Annotated in this window: 12 protein-coding genes; 9 read left to right on the top strand and 3 right to left on the bottom strand. The window is 73.0% G+C overall.

What is annotated here, in order from left to right; genetic code table 11:
• Positions 1–14: 14 nt before the first annotated feature.
• Positions 15–1,691, bottom strand: coding sequence for a methyl-accepting chemotaxis protein (locus BKE41_RS04900; protein WP_059409634.1), 1,677 nt, complete (start codon positions 1,689–1,691; stop codon positions 15–17).
• Between the two features lie 176 nt (positions 1,692–1,867).
• Between BKE41_RS04900 and BKE41_RS04895 the strand changes: the two genes are divergently transcribed.
• Entirely contained in the window at positions 1,868–5,305 is a 3,438-nt protein-coding gene (locus BKE41_RS04895) for an SbcC/MukB-like Walker B domain-containing protein (RefSeq protein ID WP_058607707.1), read from the top strand.
• A gap of 70 nt (positions 5,306–5,375) precedes the next feature.
• Here BKE41_RS04895 and BKE41_RS04890 read toward each other — a convergent pair whose 3' ends face one another.
• Positions 5,376–5,591, bottom strand: coding sequence for a hypothetical protein (locus tag BKE41_RS04890; protein WP_012317798.1), 216 nt, complete (start codon positions 5,589–5,591; stop codon positions 5,376–5,378).
• Between the two features lie 428 nt (positions 5,592–6,019).
• Between BKE41_RS04890 and BKE41_RS04885 the strand changes: the two genes are divergently transcribed.
• The 3 genes from BKE41_RS04885 to BKE41_RS04875 are packed head-to-tail and all read left to right on the top strand — an operon-like array spanning position 6,020 to position 8,166.
• Positions 6,020–7,150 (top strand): trypsin-like peptidase domain-containing protein, encoded by a 1,131-nt coding sequence (locus BKE41_RS04885; RefSeq protein ID WP_012317797.1) that lies wholly within the window; start codon positions 6,020–6,022, stop codon positions 7,148–7,150.
• Complete coding sequence (locus BKE41_RS04880) at positions 7,147–7,401, top strand: hypothetical protein (RefSeq protein WP_070998629.1); 255 nt, start codon at positions 7,147–7,149, stop codon at positions 7,399–7,401. The genes BKE41_RS04885 and BKE41_RS04880 overlap by 4 nt, the downstream gene beginning before the upstream one ends.
• A gap of 3 nt (positions 7,402–7,404) precedes the next feature.
• The gene (locus tag BKE41_RS04875; protein WP_063110128.1) at positions 7,405–8,166 is read left to right on the top strand and encodes a DnaJ domain-containing protein; all 762 of its coding nucleotides are present in this window, start codon (positions 7,405–7,407) and stop codon (positions 8,164–8,166) included.
• A gap of 105 nt (positions 8,167–8,271) precedes the next feature.
• Here the strand turns inward: BKE41_RS04875 and BKE41_RS04870 are convergent, their stop codons facing one another.
• Positions 8,272–9,741, bottom strand: coding sequence for a D-alanyl-D-alanine carboxypeptidase (locus BKE41_RS04870; protein WP_029361563.1), 1,470 nt, complete (start codon positions 9,739–9,741; stop codon positions 8,272–8,274).
• A 336-nt stretch (positions 9,742–10,077) separates the two neighbouring features.
• Here BKE41_RS04870 and BKE41_RS04865 point away from each other — a divergent pair, with 336 nt between their 5' ends.
• The 5 genes from BKE41_RS04865 to BKE41_RS04845 all read left to right on the top strand — a co-directional run bounded on the left by BKE41_RS04865 (position 10,078) and on the right by BKE41_RS04845 (position 15,261).
• Positions 10,078–10,425: a phasin family protein gene (locus BKE41_RS04865; protein WP_024830960.1), complete on the top strand. Its 348-nt coding sequence runs from the start codon at positions 10,078–10,080 to the stop codon at positions 10,423–10,425.
• A 190-nt stretch (positions 10,426–10,615) separates the two neighbouring features.
• Positions 10,616–11,017, top strand: coding sequence for an ATP-dependent Clp protease adapter ClpS (clpS, locus tag BKE41_RS04860; protein WP_024830961.1), 402 nt, complete (start codon positions 10,616–10,618; stop codon positions 11,015–11,017).
• 38 nt (positions 11,018–11,055) lie between these two features.
• A complete protein-coding gene (gene clpA, locus BKE41_RS04855) occupies positions 11,056–13,542 on the top strand; it encodes an ATP-dependent Clp protease ATP-binding subunit ClpA (protein ID WP_012317791.1) in 2,487 nt (828 codons plus the stop codon).
• Positions 13,543–13,634: 92 nt separating this feature from the next.
• On the top strand, positions 13,635–13,919 hold the full coding sequence (locus tag BKE41_RS04850) for a hypothetical protein (protein WP_012317790.1): 285 nt from the start codon (positions 13,635–13,637) through the stop codon (positions 13,917–13,919).
• A 61-nt stretch (positions 13,920–13,980) separates the two neighbouring features.
• Positions 13,981–15,261 (top strand): FAD-dependent oxidoreductase, encoded by a 1,281-nt coding sequence (locus tag BKE41_RS04845; RefSeq protein ID WP_070998627.1) that lies wholly within the window; start codon positions 13,981–13,983, stop codon positions 15,259–15,261.
• Positions 15,262–15,291 lie beyond the last annotated feature (30 nt).

Raw genomic sequence — 15,291 nt, 5'->3', positions numbered from 1 at the left:
CGCCGGTTCCCGGTTCAGGCCGCCCGGACCGTCGCCAGGAAGTGCTCGACCTCGCTGCCGAGATGGGCCGCTTGGCGGGCCATCTCGGACGCCGAGGCCAGAACCTGCGCGGCGGCCGCGCCGGTCTCCTCGGCGGCGCCCGCGACGCCGCTGACGTTGGCGGTCACCGACTCGGTCCCGGTCGCGGCCTCGGCGACGTTGCGGACGATCTCCTGGGTGGCCGCGCCCTGCTCCTCCACCGCCGCCGCGATGGAGTTGGCCATGCCGCTGATCTCGCGGATGCGGCCGGCGATGCCGTCGATGGCCTGGACGGCCTGGCCGGTCGAGCCCTGGATCTGGGCGATCTGGGCCGAGATCTCGGCCGTGGCCTTGGCGGTCTGGTCGGCCAGCGCCTTCACCTCGGTGGCGACGACCGCGAAGCCGCGGCCGGCGACCCCGGCCCGGGCCGCCTCGATCGTGGCGTTCAGCGCCAGCAGGTTGGTCTGGCTGGCGATCGCCGAGATCAGGTCCACCACCTCGCCGACCCGGCGCGCGCCGGTGCTCAGGGCCTGGACGAGGTCGGCCGTGGCGGCCGCCTCGCGGACGGCGGCCTGCGCCAGGTCCGCGGAGGAGCCGACCTGGCGGCCGATCTCGTTGACCGAAGAGCCCAGCTCCTCGGCCGCCGCCGCGACCGTGGTGACGTTGGAGGAGGCCTCCTCGGCGGCGGCCGCGGCGCTGGTCGACTGGCCGGCCGTCTGCGTCGCCGTCGCGGTGAGGCTCTGGGCGGTAGACTGGAGCTGCGTCGCTGCCGACGTCACCGAGCCGACGATACCGCCGATGGCCGACTCGAACCGGTCGGCGAGTTCGCGCGTCGCCTGCCGGCGCTGGGCCTCGGCGCCGGCCCGGGCCTGCGCGGTCTCGGCCTCCAGGGCGCGGGCGTGCAGCAGGTTCTCGCGGAAGACCGCGACGGTCGCCGACATGGCGCCGATCTCGTCCCGCCGCGCGGCGTAGGGGATCTCGGCCTGCGTGTCGCCGTCGGCGAGCCGCCGCATCGACAGCGTCATCCCGGCGAGCGGCCGCGAGACGCCCGTGAAGGCGTACAGCATGGCGCCGAGCGCGATGACGAGGCTGACGAGCAGGCTCACGACGGTAGTCCGAACCGCGTCCGCCTGGCTGTCGCGGGCCGCGCGTCCGGCCGCCTCACCGTTCCGGATGTTCAGGTCGGCGAGGGCGCGGGTCGCGGTCGAGGCCGCGAGGTAGTTGGCGTTCATCGGCCCGCGGAAATAGGCGAGCGCCTGGTCGTGCTGGTCGGCCGGGAAGGCGCGCAGACGGGTCCAGTCGGCCTGCTGCACCGCCAGCTTGGCGAGCAGGTCGTCGTAGATGGTCTGCTCCTCCTTCGACGCCACCAGGCCGCGGTACGCCTCGGCCTTCGCCTGGCGATTCCGTATCATCTCGTCGGCGTTCTTCAGGCTGGTCTCGCGCTCGGCGTCGGTATCCGCCGTCACGTAGCGGAACTGCCACAGTCGCGAGCGCATCACGAGGGCGTTGATCGCCTGGGCCTCGTTGATCGACGGCACGGCGTTGTCGATCAGCTCCGCGAGCCGCTGGTCGACCGCCTGCATCTTGTAGAGGGTCACGCCGCCCTGAACCATCGCCGCCAGGAGCATGAGGGCGAAGAGGCCGCTGAGTTTTGCTTTGAGACTGAGACGCATCGGTCGGTTCCGGTCGTGCGAACGGCACCCGCAGGACATGAACGGCTTGTGCTAACAGTGTCATAACCTGAGGTAGGATCAGGCATCATGGGTTCGCGCGTGTCGGCTTGCATACGCGGCCGAGTCCGGCCAACTGGGCCGCACATCCCTCATCACCGGTCCGACCCACCGACACCGTGTACGTCCTCACCGACATCGCCATCTCGAACTGGTACCTGATCCGCCGCGAGCAGATCCGCCTGCGCGGCGCCGCGGCGCTGGTCGGGCCGACCGGGGCCGGGAAGTCGACGATCTTCGACGCGGTCGGCACCGTGCTGGCCGGCAACAACGCCAGCCGCCTCGCCCTCAACGCCTCGGCCTCCGGCCGCAGCGCCCGCACGGTGCGCGACTACTGCCTCGGCTGGATCAGCGACCCGGCGGAGGGCGGCCGCCCGACGCGGGAATCCTGCGAGACCGTGCTGGTCCTGGTCTTCGAGAACCCCGATTCCGGCCGCGTGGTCTCGGTCGGCCTCGCCCTGGCGGCCCGGGCCGTGGAGCCGAAGGAGACCGTGCTGTCGCGCTTCATCGCGGTCGGGCACCGGTTCGAGGTCGCCGACTACGCGCGCACCGCTCCCGGCGGCACCTACACGGCGCCCTGGAGCGAGATCGCCGCCGACCTGCGCGCCCGCGCGTCGAGCTTCACCGAGTACCGCACCTCCGGCGAGCGCTTCACGGCCGACGTGCTCGCGACCCTGCGCGAGGGGGCGCCGGCGCCGGAGCCGCGCCACTTCCTGCGCAGCTTCGCCAACGCGGTGGCGTTCAAGCCGATCTTCGACACCAGCGCGTTCGTGCGCGCCTTCGTGCTCGACCCGGAGCCCCTCGACGTCGAGCGCGTGCGCCACTCGATCGCCAACTGGCGGCGCCTCCTGGAGACCATCGCCGAACTGGAGAGCCGGCTCGGGCGCCTGCGGCGCCTGCGCGACCGCTACGAGGCCTGGGGCGAGGCGGTCCTGGCCGCCGCGACCCACGAGCTGCGGGCGGCGAGCGCCGAGCTGCGCCGCCGCAGCCTCGACCTCATCGCCGTCCGGAGCCGCCTCCGCGAGGGCGCCGACACCCTGCGCATCGCGCGCGAACGCGTCACCGCGAGCCGAGGCTACGTCCGCGAGATCGACGGCGAGATCGCCGAGAAGAAGGCGCTGGCCGCCGCGAGCGCCGCCGAGGGCCGGCTCGCGGCCTCGACGCTGGGCCTGTCCATGCTGGAGCGGGACCGGAAGGAGCTGATCGGCCGGATCGGCGACCTCGTGGGGCTCGTCGGGCAGATGGCCAAGCTCCAGCCCGTCGCCCCGCTCCTGCGCCAGAGCTGCCCGCAGGCGGCCCGCCTCGCCGAGGCCTGCGCCCGGGCGGGCCTGCGCCGGGAATCCTCGCCCGAGGAGATCCTGCGCCCCGAGGGCCCGCTGGCCGAGCTGGCAGACGGGCTGGCGCGCCTGCCCGATTTCGACGAGGCTTTGGAGCGGGCCGCCGAGGACGCGGCGCTCAAGGCCCGGGCCCAGGAGAGCGAGGCCGAGCGCACGGCCCCGCGCACCGGCGGCGGCCCGGCGGCGCGCCTGTCCTCCGATACGGTGGCGTTTCGCGGCGAGCTGGAGCGGCGCGGCATCGACGCGCTGCCGATCTGCGAGCTGGCCGAGATCGTCGATCCGACCTGGGGCCCGGCCCTCGAAGGCCTGCTCGGGCGCGCCCGCGAGGCGCTGGTGGTCGCCCCCGACCGGCTGAGCGAGGCGCTCGGCGTGCTGCAATCGGGCCGCGACCGCTTCAGCCGTTGCATCCTGGTGAAGACCACCGACACCGCCAAGCAGCGGTCCCGCCGCTACGACGACGGGCCGCTCACCGTGATCGAGACTAGCGACCCCCATGCGGAGGCCTTCCTCGGCGTGCGGCTCGGCGGCTACGACCTCGCCCGGGACGATGCCGAACTGGCGCGCCTGTCCCGCGCCGTGGCGCCGAGCGGTCGGACCACGGCCGGCATGGCCTACACGGTGACCCGCAACGTCGACCTGCTGATGACTCGCGGTCATCGCGGGCCGACCGCCGACAGCCGCCGCGCCCACGAGATCGCCGTCGCGGAGGCGCGGCGCCTGCGCGGCGAGGCCGCGGTCCTGCGCGAGGCCGCCCGGACGGCCGCCGCGATCCGGGCCCGCGTCGCCCGGGGTCTCGACGACGTGGAGGCCTTGCGGGCCGAGCTCGACGGGCTCGAGGGACGGCGGCGCACGCTCCAGACCGAGCGGGAGGGCATCGAGAAGCGCGACACGGCGGGGCTCACCGCCGAGATCGCCGCGCTGACCGCCGAGCGGGTCGGCTACCTGCGGGAACTGTCGGAGGAGCTGGAGCCGAAGCTCGATCGTCTGCTCGCCGACGAGGCGGCCCTGCGCGCCCGGATGGGACCTGTGCGCGAGGCCGTCCGCGCCGCCCTGTCGGCCCGCCGCGCGGCCCTGCGCCAGCTGAGCGGGGGCGACGCGGCGCGGGTGCGCCTCGCCCGCGCCGAGCCGTTCGACCTCGGTGCGGTCGCCGAGGCGCGGCGGTCGCTTGCCGGACTCGACGCCAAGGCGGCCGGGGCCCGGGTGAGTGCCGAGCGCGGCCTCGCCCGCGATTCCGCCGAGGCCGCTCGCTCGCACGGCCGGATCGCCGAGCGCGAGCTGGCGGAGGCCTGCGCCGCCTGGCGGGTGGAGAACCCGCTCGCCTCCGGGGACGCCCCGGCGATCGACGGCTTCGCCTGGGTGCGGCGGGAATACGAGGCGGTCGAGGGGCACGAGCTGCGCCGCTACCGGGCGCAGGCCGAGCGGGCCGAGGCCGAGATGCGCCGCCTGATGACCGAGGACCTGCTGACACGCCTCGCCGACCGGTTCGAGCGGGTCCACGCCCGCCTCGCGGCCCTGAACGAGCGGCTCTCGGCGCGCAGCTTCACCGGCCAGACCTACGCGTTCGAGGCGGCGGTCGACCGCCGCTACGCCGCCGTCCACGCGCTGGCCACCGAGACCGCCCGCTCGCCCGAGGCCGCGCAGGCGCTGCTCGCCGGCGAGGCCGAGGGGCCGATGGCGGCCGCGCTCGAGGAGATCACCGCGCTGATCGCCGGCGAGGAGGACGCGGCGCGGCTCGCCGATTACCGCAACTACTTCGTCTACGAGATCGGCATGCGCGACCGGGCGGGCAACCGCACCACCATGTCGGCCCGGGCGCTGCGCGGCTCCGGCGGCGAGGCGCAGGCGCCGTTCTACGTGGCGATCGCCGCGTCGCTGGCCAGCGCCTACTATCCGGGCGACCGGCCGGGCGACGAGAATCCGGGGCTCGGCCTGTGCCTGCTCGACGAGGCGTTCTCGAAGCTCGACGTGCGCAACAGCCAGGCGCTGGTCGATCTCTACCGCGCCTGGGGGCTGCAGCTCCTCATCGCCGCCCCCGAGGACAAGCGCACCACGCTGACCGAGGTGATGGACACGATCGTGACGGTCTACAAGAGCCCGGATCTCACCTCGGTGCGGATCGAGGCCGAGCACCCCCTCGAGGCGGCCCGGCGGGCGCTGCACGCGATCAATCCCGACCAGATCGGGATCGAGGGCTTCCGCCGGTCGGACGCCGCCGAGTGAACCCGCGGGGTACCGGGGCGGGGCTTCGCGCCGCCGTCCCCGGTATCCCCGTTCTTCGGGTGACGGATCGTCAGTTCAGGTAGGTGCGGATCCAGTTCGGCGAGAGGATCTCGCCCTCTTCGGTGATGATCCAGGGCTGCTTGGCCGGGTCGGCCAGGGCGCCGGCCGCGGCGGCGATCGCCTCCCGCAGGGTTTGGTAGCGCTCGGGCTGCGCGAGCGGGGCGCTCGCCGGGGCCGTGCGCCAGATCGTCAGATCCGCGGGCCGTTCCAGAGCTTCGGTTTCCATCTGTACTCGTCCTTCCGAACCGTTTTGGACCGTTCAGACCGCCGCCGCCGGGCTCTGCCGAGGGGCTGCGGCGATCGATGGTCTGAGCGTCAATGCAAGCATCTCTGCGGCAGCTTTGCGATCAATTCGGGCGGTTTTCGAAACCAGCATCCGGTGCCGAGGCAGGAGTCCGGGCGCGGCTCGGTGTTCCATGTCCGTATTGAGCGCAACTGAGCTGCCCTGGACTTGCGAGAATTGTGGCTCCTGAATGATGACCATTCCGTTAGCCAGTCTGCGCCGGTCGCCGACGTGCGCCAGAACACGTCAGGGGCCTGTCGGCGGCGGTGCCCCTCTGTGTTGACGCCCCGATCCTGAACGCGCACTTAAGGCTCCGCCCGTCGCGGGCCCGCCCGCGCGCGTTCCCGCGCGCCCATGCATCGGAGACACCCGTGCCGGATCGTACCGTGCGCATCCTGTTCGCCGCGGTCGTGGTCCTGCTGGCGCTCTACGTCGCCCAGCCCTACCTGCAGCCGCTGCTCTACGCGGCCGACACCCCCCGGGCCGTGACGGCCCGCGGCGATCTGGCGCCGGCCGAGGCCTCGACGGTGGCGCTGTTCGAGCGCGCGAGCCCGTCCGTCGTTCACGTTTTCGCGCAGAGCGCCGCTCAGAACCGCGACCTCCTCGACCTCGACGACCAGGGCGGCGAGCAGGGCGGGACCCAGACCGGCACCGGCTTCGTCTGGGACGGCGCCGGCCACATCGTCACCAACACCCATGTCGTGCAGAACGCCGCGCGGAGCGGCGGCTCGGTCTCGGTCCGGATGAGCGACGGCGAGGTCGTGCCCGCCACCCTCGTCGGGATGGCGCCGTCCTACGACCTCGCGGTCCTGCAGCTCGGGCGGGTGCGGAACATGCCGCCGCCGCTGGCGATCGGCACCTCGGCGGATCTCAAGGTCGGGCAGTCGGCCTTCGCCATCGGCAACCCGTTCGGCCTCGACCACACGCTGACGACCGGCGTCATCAGCGCCGTGCGGCGGCGGATGCCGACGAGCGAGGGCCGCGAATTGTCCGGCGTGATCCAGACGGACGCGGCGATCAACCCCGGCAATTCCGGCGGCCCGCTCCTCGATTCCGCGGGCCGGCTGATCGGGGTCAACACCGCCATCGTGTCGCCGTCCGGCGCCAGCGCCGGGATCGGGTTCGCGATCCCCGTCGACGTGGTGAACCGGATCGTGCCGGAGCTGATCAAGGCCGGACGGGTGCGCAATCCCGGCATCGGCATCATCGCCGCCCAGGAGGCGGCCACCGCGCGGCTCGGCATCGACGGCGTGGTGATCGTGCGGGTGCTGCCCGGCTCCCCGGCCGCGCAGGCCGGCCTGCGCGGCGTCGATCCGCAGACCGGCGACATCGGCGACGTGATCGTCGAGGCCAATGACCGCCCCGTCCACCGCCTCGCCGACCTGACGGCGGCCATCGAGGAGGCCGGCCTCGGCGCCGGCGTGACCCTCAAGGTCGAGCGCGACGGCCGGATCCGGCAGGTCCGGGTCACCACCGCCGAGGTCGCGGAGAACCGGCGATGACGCCCCCGAACCGCCGCCTGCTCCTGCCCCTGCTCCTCGTCGCCGGCGCCGCGCAGGCCGGCGACGCCCCCACCCGCGCGCGCCTCTGCCCGGAGAACCTCCCCGAGGGCGTGCGCCTGCCGCCGCAGCCCGGCTGCGACACCGCGACCCGCCCGCCGAGGCCGCCCCGGCCGGGCCACTTCGATCTCGGCGACGGCACGAGTATCCGGATCGGCGGGAGCGCGTCGGCCATCTACGGCGTGCGGCGCTGAGCGATGGCGCTGTTCGCCGGCCTGCTCGCCTGCCTGACCCTGTGGTGGCTCTCGAAGAACTCGGGCGGCCTCGGCCGTCGGCTGCGCCGCGGTCTCCGGGCGGGCCTCGACGCCGCCCGCGGGCGGGCGCGTCTGCCGACCTTCGGCGCCTTCGCGCTGCTCGCCGCGGGGTTCCTGCTCCTGCGCGGGAACATCGTCCTCGCGGCGCTGCTCGGGCTCAGCGGCGTCTGGATGATCGAGGGTCAGGCGGCTATGACCGCGCGGCTCCGCCGCCTGATCCAGCCGCGATCCGGCGACCGCCCCCGCGACCCGCAGGACCGCCGCTTCCGCACGGTCCTGATCGACGCCCTCCTGCGCCCGGACGGCAGCCTGCGCACCGGCCGCGTCATCGCGGGGCCGGGCGCCGGCGCGTGGCTCGACAGCATGCCCACCGGGGCCGTGGTCGAGCTGCTGCGGCTCTGCCGGATCCGCGACGCCGCGGGCGCCGCCCTGCTAGAGCCGTATCTCGACCGCCGGGCGCCCGGATGGCGTGTAGACGCTGAGGGCGATCGCGACCCGCGGCCGCGCCGTCCGCCGCACCCAGGGACGATGACGCAGGAGGAGGCGTACGAGATCCTGGGGCTTCAGCGCGGGGCGACCGCTGAGCAGATCCGGTCGGCCCACAGGTCTCTCATGAAGCGCGCCCACCCCGACCAGGGCGGCAGCGCCGAGGGAGCGGCGCGCGTCAACGCGGCCCGGGACAGGCTTCTGAACCGACATCGCTGAACTCCACGCGCGTTGTCAGAGAGATACCGATCGTCGGCCGCGGGCGAACTCGGTCGCGGCCGTTCCGTATCCGGCGCGCGGGCGCGCCGTCGGGTCTCGCGGGCCTCAGCTCCGGGTGGCGAAGCAGCTGAAGCCGCTGCGCTTCAGGGCCGAGCAGGCCTCCTGGGCGGAATCCTGCTCGGCGAAGCCCGAGAAGCGGGCGCGGAACAGCGTGGTGCCGCCGTGCTCGACCTTGACCGTGTACGGCGCCGCCTTCGACAGGCTGCCGCCGACCTTGGCGCGCGCCTCCGAGAGCATCGAGCGGGCCTTGCCCTCGTCGTCCATGGCGCCGAGCTGGATCACCCAGGCGGTCGGCACGACGCGGGCGCCGGAGACCGCCTTCGGCGGCTCGTCGCGCTCGAGGGAGGCCACCCGGGCCGTGGACTTGGACGCGCCCGGGAAGGGCGGCTGGGCGTTGCCGCCGCCGGCATAGGCCTGGGCCGCCTTCGGGATCGCCTGCGGGCCCGGCTTCCAGGTGCCGCCCGGCGTCGTCGTCTTGGAGGGAGACAGGTCGAGGGGCTCGCCGGTGGTGCCGGTGGTCTCGACGTCCTCGTCGTCCGCGGAGGCGACCTGCGTGCGGGTCCGCGAGACCGCGTCGGCGACGACCGCCGGGCGGGCGCGCTCCGCGACCTCGGTGACCGGCGCCGAGATCCGGGCACCGGCATAGGCGCGCGGCAGGCTGGATCGGACGAGGTCGGCCATGATCCGGTCGCGGCCCGCTCCGGACTTGCCGCCCAGCACGATCGCCACGATCTGGCGGCCCTCGGACTTCGCCGCGGTCATCAGGTTGAAGCCGGAATCGCGGGTGTATCCGGTCTTGATCCCGTCGACGCCCTGGACATTGCCCAGCAGGTGGTTGTGGTTGCCGATCACGCGCCCGCGGAACGCGAAGGACCGGGTCTGGAAGTAGCGGTAATAGTGGGGGAAGCGGTCCTGGATCGCCCGGGCCAGCACGGTCAGGTCGCGGGCGGTGGTGAGCTGCTCCGGATCGGGCAGGCCCGAGGCGTTGGCGTAGTGGGTCCGGCTCATGCCGAGGGCGTGGGCCTTCGCGGTCATCATCTGGGCGAAGCGCTCCTCGGAGCCGGCGATGTTCTCGCCGATCGCGCAGGCCACGTCGTTCGCCGACTTCGTCACGATCGCCTTGATGGCGTCCTCGACCGAGATGGTCTGGCCGGGGCGCAGGCCGAGCTTCGACGGTGCCTGGGCGGCGGCGTGGGCCGAGATGGTCAGATCGGAATCGAGGGCGAACTTGCCCCGCTCCATCTGCTCGAACAGCAGGTAGAGCGTCATCACCTTGGTGATGGAGGCCGGGTGCCGCAGCGCGTCCTCGTTGACCGCGTGCAGCGTCTTGCCGCTCTTCACGTCCACGACCATGGCGGCGTAGGGCGGGTTGTAGCCGCCGGCCGCGCGGGCGTGGTGGTGGTGCCGGCCGCGCCGGGCCTCCGCCGGCGAGGCCAGTGCCGTCAGGACCGCGGCCGCCAGGATCGCGGCCGGGAGCGCTGGAATCGATCGAGAGCGGCCTACTACGCTACGCATCACGCCTGATTGCCTCGCGAGACCGGTCCGGCCGGTCGTATCCCCTGCGGAGCCTCCCGCCGATCGCGTGGCCCCGCTGCATCAGTGGAGAGTTAGGCAAGTGCAGTTACAGGCCCGTTAATGCGGTCGCGGCGAATGCCGGATCGTGTCGTCCCTGCCATCGCTTACCGGTCGTCCCCGACCCGCTGTCGCCGCGCGGCCATCGCCAGCCGGCTCCTGGCAGGGGGCTTACCGGCCCGAGCTTGACGCTGGCTGTCGTGCCGCACACTCTCGCGGCGGTCCGAAACGGCCGGTCGCCCATGGCCAGCCGGCTCGGCTGCGGTCCGGAGATCGGCGATGCAGAGACCCCCTGCCCTTCCTCTGGGCCCGGCCGTCCTCGGGTTCGGCACGCCGCTGCGGCGGTTCGGGATCGCGAGCCGGGCGGCCCAGTCCCTCGGCATCGAGTATCTCGACTCGTTCAAGACGGCTCTCGACGACCTCGGCGCCACCTGGGGGGCGCTGGCGGCGGCCCGCAGCCCGACCGAGATCCTGGCGGTGCAGACCGCGTACCTGCACCGGGCCGGAGAGCGCGCCGCGGCCCGCTCCGCCGCCGCCGGCGACGCGCTGCTGGGCCTGAGCGGCGAACTCCTGCGGCCGAGAGCGGGGTCGCCGGCGCCCGCGGCCCGTCCCGGCCCGACACGCTAGCGGGTCGGCGGTGATGCGCCGAAGACGCGCCGTGCGGGGCGGACAAGTGCGCACAGGCGTCTGGCGAAGTCGGCTCACCGTCTGTAGATTGATCGGCGCGGAGCTGAGCGCTGCTCCCGGCAGGCCAGGATCAGGATCGGCCGTCAGGGCCGGCGGCGCCCGCTCCGAGCGAGGGATCGGTTCGACGCACATGACACAGGTCCCCATGCAGGGCACCGCGACTTCGACGAGGGACCACCGGCCGGCGCGCATCGCGGTCACGGCATCCGGTTCGCGCGCCCCCGGGGGCGACGACCGGTCCAACACCGCGATCATCACGCGGACCAAGCCGCGGACAAAGCGGCCCAGCCTGTACCGGGTACTCCTTCTGAACGACGACTATACGCCGATGGAGTTCGTGGTCCTGGTGGTCGAGCGGTTCTTCAACAAGAGCCACGAGGACGCCTACCACATCATGATGCACGTGCATCAGAACGGGGTCGGCGAGTGCGGGGTCTTCACCTACGAGGTGGCGGAGACCAAGGTGACGCAGGTCATGGACTTCGCGCGCAAACACCAACATCCTCTCCAGTGCGTTATGGAAAAGAAATAGGCGCCGCTCGCGGTAGGCACGAAGGACAGAGGCCAGCTTTGCCAAGCTTCTCACGCAGCCTAGAACAAGCCCTCCACCGCGCCCTGGCGCTCGCCGGCGAGCGCCGGCACGAATACGCGACGCTGGAGCATCTCCTGCTCGCCCTGGTGGATGACCAAGATGCGGCCGCGGTCATGCGCGCCTGCAACGTCGAGATCGACACGCTCAAGCGCAGCCTGGTCGACTACGTCGACACCGAGCTCTCCAACCTGACCGGCGACGGCCGTCAGGACGCCAAGCCCACGGCCGGATTCCAGCGCGTCATCCAGCGCGCGGTGATCCACGTCCAGTCCTCGGGCCGCGAGGAAGTGACCGGCGCCAACGTGCTGGTGGCGATCTTCGCCGAGCGCGAGAGCCACGCCGCCTACTTCCTGCAGGAGCAGGACATGACCCGCTACGACGCGGTCAACTACATCAGCCACGGCATCGCCAAGCGGCCCGGCGCCTCCGAGGCGAAGCCGGTGCGCGGCGCCGACGAGGAGGGCGCCTCCGAGCGGCCGAGCGACGACGGCGATCCCCGCGGCGCCAAGAAGAAGGGCGACGCGCTCGACGCCTACTGCGTCAACCTCAACAAGAAGGCGCGCGACGGCAAGATCGACCCGCTGATCGGCCGCGAGAGCGAGGTCCAGCGCACCATCCAGGTGCTCTGCCGGCGGCAGAAGAACAACCCGCTGCTCGTGGGCGATCCCGGCGTCGGCAAGACCGCGATCGCCGAGGGTCTGGCGCGCAAGATCATCCAGCACGAAGTGCCGGAGGTTCTGGCCGACGCGACCGTCTTCTCCCTCGACATGGGCACGCTGCTCGCCGGCACCCGCTATCGCGGAGACTTCGAGGAGCGCCTCAAGCAGGTGATGAAGGAGATCGAGGCGCACCCGAACGCCATCATGTTCATCGACGAGATCCACACGGTGATCGGCGCCGGGGCGACCTCGGGCGGGGCCATGGACGCGTCGAACCTGCTGAAGCCTGCCCTGGCCTCCGGCACGCTGCGCTGCATCGGCTCGACCACCTACAAGGAGTACCGCCAGTACTTCGAGAAGGACCGCGCCCTGGTGCGCCGGTTCCAGAAGATCGACGTCAACGAGCCGTCGATCCCCGACACGATCGAGATCGTGAAGGGCCTGCGGCCGTACTTCGAGGAGTTCCACAAGCTCAAGTACACGACCGAGGCCGTGAAGGCCGCGGTGGAGCTGTCGGCCCGCTACATCAACGACCGCAAGCTGCCCGACAAGGCGATCGACGTGATCGACGAGACCGGTGCCTCGCAGATGCTGGTGCCCGAGGCGCGCCGCAAGCGCACCATCGGCATCAAGGAGATCGAGGCGACCATCGCCACGATGGCCCGGATCCCGCCGAAGACCGTCTCCAAGGACGACGCGGTGGTGCTCCAGCACCTGACCGAGAACCTGAAGCGGGTGGTCTACGGCCAGCCGAACGCCATCGAGGCCCTGACCTCGGCGATCAAGCTGGCCCGGGCCGGCCTGCGCGACCCGGACAAGCCGATCGGCTCGTACCTGTTCGCGGGCCCGACCGGCGTCGGCAAGACCGAGGCCGCCAAGCAGCTCGCCGCATCCCTCGGCGTCGAGATGCTGCGCTTCGACATGTCGGAGTACATGGAGCGCCACACGGTGAGCCGCCTGATCGGCGCGCCCCCCGGCTACGTGGGCTTCGACCAGGGCGGCCTGCTCACCGACGGGATCGATCAGCACCCGCACTGCGTGCTGCTCCTCGACGAGATCGAGAAGGCGCATCCGGACCTGTTCAACATCCTGCTGCAGGTGATGGACCACGGGAAGCTGACCGACCACAACGGCAAGCAGGTCGATTTCCGCAACGTCATCATCATCATGACGTCGAATGCGGGCGCGTCCGATCTGGCCAAGGCCGCCTACGGCTTCACGCAGTCGAAGCGCTCCGGCGACGACGTCGAGGCGATCAACCGCCTGTTCGCGCCGGAATTCCGCAACCGGCTCGACGCGATCATCTCGTTCGGCCACCTGCCGAAGGAGGTGGTGGCGAAGGTGGTGGACAAGTTCGTCCTCCAGCTCGAGGCGCAGCTCGCCGACCGCAACGTCACGATCGAGCTCTCCGACGAGGCTCGGGACTGGCTGGTGGAGCACGGCTACGACGACGCGATGGGCGCCCGGCCCATGGCCCGGCTGATCCAGTCGACCATCAAGACGCCGCTCGCCGACGAGGTCCTGTTCGGCCGGCTGAAAGACGGCGGCGCGGTCCGCGTGGTCGTCCGCAAGCCGGAGGACGGCGAGGCCAAGACCGGCGCGAAGGACGGCCTGACCTTCGAGTTCCCGGCCGGCCCGGTCACGCCCAAGCCCGAGAAGGACGTGACCAACGCCGCCAAGCGCCACAAGCGCGCCAAGCCCCGCACCGCGTCCCGGAAGAAGACGCCGAAGGACAACAAGGGTGGCGGCGGCAGCTCGGGCGGCGGCGTCCGGACCGTGCCGAAGGTGCCACTCGTGCGCGCCTAATGCTGTGCGCGCCGGCCGGCGGCCTTCCGGACTCGGGGGCCGCCGGTCTATGACCGCCGCGACGCGCATGCGCCGCGGCGAGGAGGCGCCCGATGACTGACAACCTGCACGAGGGACCTCTGTCCCCCGTCGCGCAGCCGGCGCCCCCCAAGAAGCTCACCCGGCGCGAGGAGCGGCGCCGGCGTCGCCAGCGGCGCCGCCGCGGCGAGGAGGTGCTCGCCTGGGTGCTCGTGCCGTTCATCTGCTTCGGCATCTACTGGGGCATCGCCGCCGGCTTCGACTTCTTCGGCACCTCGCCGGGCCAGGTCTGGGACCAGCTGATGCAGGTCAAGGCCATGATGGAGAAGCGCTCGGGCAGCCAGGGCGCGCGCGGGTAGCGCGCCGCGCAGCCCGCGCGCGGAGGCCGACGCCTCCGGACGGATCCGCGCGGGCGCGTTCATGACACCGACTCGACGATCGCTTCTCGCTGCTCCCCTCCTGGCGATGCCGGCCCTCCGCGGCCGGGCCAGCGGCGGACCCGTGGTCGTCGTCGGCGCCGGAGCCGCCGGGCTCGCCGCATCCGCCCTCCTGCGGGCCGCCGGGCAGAGTTTCACCCTCGTCGAGGCGCGGGAGCGGATCGGCGGCCGCGCCTTCACCGACCGGGCGCTCGGCGCCGCGTGCCGGTTCGACGCTGGCGCCGAGTACATCCACTGGGCCGAGCGCAACCCCTGGGCCCCGATCGCCCGGGCGGCGCAGGCGCCCGTCGCCCGCGAGGACGGCTGGGCGCGCAAGCTCGTGATCGACGGCCGTCCCGCCACCGCCGCCGAGGCGGCGCAGCGGCGCGCCGGCTTCTCCGGCCTCGACGCGCTGCTCGCCCCGAAGGCCGGCGACCCGTCCCTGGCGGAGGCGGCCCGGGCCGGCGGTCCGGACGCCGCCACGGCCGCGGCCGGTCTGAGCCGGCTCTCCCTCGGCGAGGATCCCGAGCGGGTCTCGGCCGTCGACTACGACCGGCTCTGGTCCGGCTCCGACCTGTGGATCGACGGCTACGGCGACCTCGTGGCGCGGCACTTCGCCGACCTCCCGGTCAGCCTCGGCTGCCCCGTGCGGGCGATCGACTGGTCGGGCCGCGGGGTCCGGGTCGAGTCGGCGCGGGGCACGATCGCGGCCGCCGCCGCGATCGTCACGGTGCCGGTCGGCGTGCTCAAGGCCGGGGCCGTGGCGTTCATGCCGGCCCTGCCGGAGCCCGCCCGGACGGCGCTCGACGGCCTGTCGATGGGCGCCTACACCAAGATCGGCCTGCGCCTCGACCCGGCACGCCTCGACGGGTCCGCCCTCGGCGACGCGGTCTCGGCCGCGACGGGCGGACCGACCATGTACTTCGAGATGCAGCCCTTCGGCCGGTCCCTGGCGGTGGCCAATCTCGGGGGCGACTTGGCGCGGGACCTGTGCCGGGCCGGCGAGGCGGAGGCGGTGGCGCTCGCCACCGAGCGACTCGTCGCGGTGCTCGGCGGCGGCGCCCGGAGCGCCGTCGAGGCGGGCCGTCTCGCCGGCTGGTGGACGGACCCGCACGCGCGAGGCTCCTACTCGATCGCCGCCCCCGGCCACGCGGAGGCCCGCGACCGCCTGCGGGCGCCGGTGGGCGGGCGCCTGTTCTTCGCCGGCGAGGCGTTGGCCGGCGGCGGCGCCATGACGGTCGGCGGGGCGACGCTCGACGGCGAGCGCGCCGCGCGGCGGTGCTGAAGGCTGGGCGCCTGAGCGGCCGACCGCCGC

This window comes from Methylobacterium sp. C1 (assembly GCF_001854385.1).
Taxonomy (GTDB): Bacteria; Pseudomonadota; Alphaproteobacteria; order Rhizobiales; family Beijerinckiaceae; genus Methylobacterium; species Methylobacterium radiotolerans.
This window is presented reverse-complemented; position numbering and strand designations above follow the sequence as displayed.

Excerpts from the sequence above, each read along its gene's own strand:
- BKE41_RS04900 (WP_059409634.1), bottom strand. The coding sequence starts at position 1,691 with ATGCGTCTCAGTCTCAAAGCAAAACTCAGCGGCCTCTTCGCCCTCATG.
- BKE41_RS04890 (WP_012317798.1), bottom strand. The coding sequence starts at position 5,591 with ATGGAAACCGAAGCTCTGGAACGGCCCGCGGATCTGACGATCTGGCGC.
- BKE41_RS04880 (WP_070998629.1), top strand. The coding sequence starts at position 7,147 with ATGACGCCCCCGAACCGCCGCCTGCTCCTGCCCCTGCTCCTCGTCGCC.
- BKE41_RS04875 (WP_063110128.1), top strand. The coding sequence starts at position 7,405 with ATGGCGCTGTTCGCCGGCCTGCTCGCCTGCCTGACCCTGTGGTGGCTC.
- BKE41_RS04870 (WP_029361563.1), bottom strand. The coding sequence starts at position 9,741 with ATGCGTAGCGTAGTAGGCCGCTCTCGATCGATTCCAGCGCTCCCGGCC.
- BKE41_RS04865 (WP_024830960.1), top strand. The coding sequence starts at position 10,078 with ATGCAGAGACCCCCTGCCCTTCCTCTGGGCCCGGCCGTCCTCGGGTTC.
- clpS (WP_024830961.1), top strand. The coding sequence starts at position 10,616 with ATGACACAGGTCCCCATGCAGGGCACCGCGACTTCGACGAGGGACCAC.
- BKE41_RS04850 (WP_012317790.1), top strand. The coding sequence starts at position 13,635 with ATGACTGACAACCTGCACGAGGGACCTCTGTCCCCCGTCGCGCAGCCG.
- BKE41_RS04845 (WP_070998627.1), top strand. The coding sequence starts at position 13,981 with ATGACACCGACTCGACGATCGCTTCTCGCTGCTCCCCTCCTGGCGATG.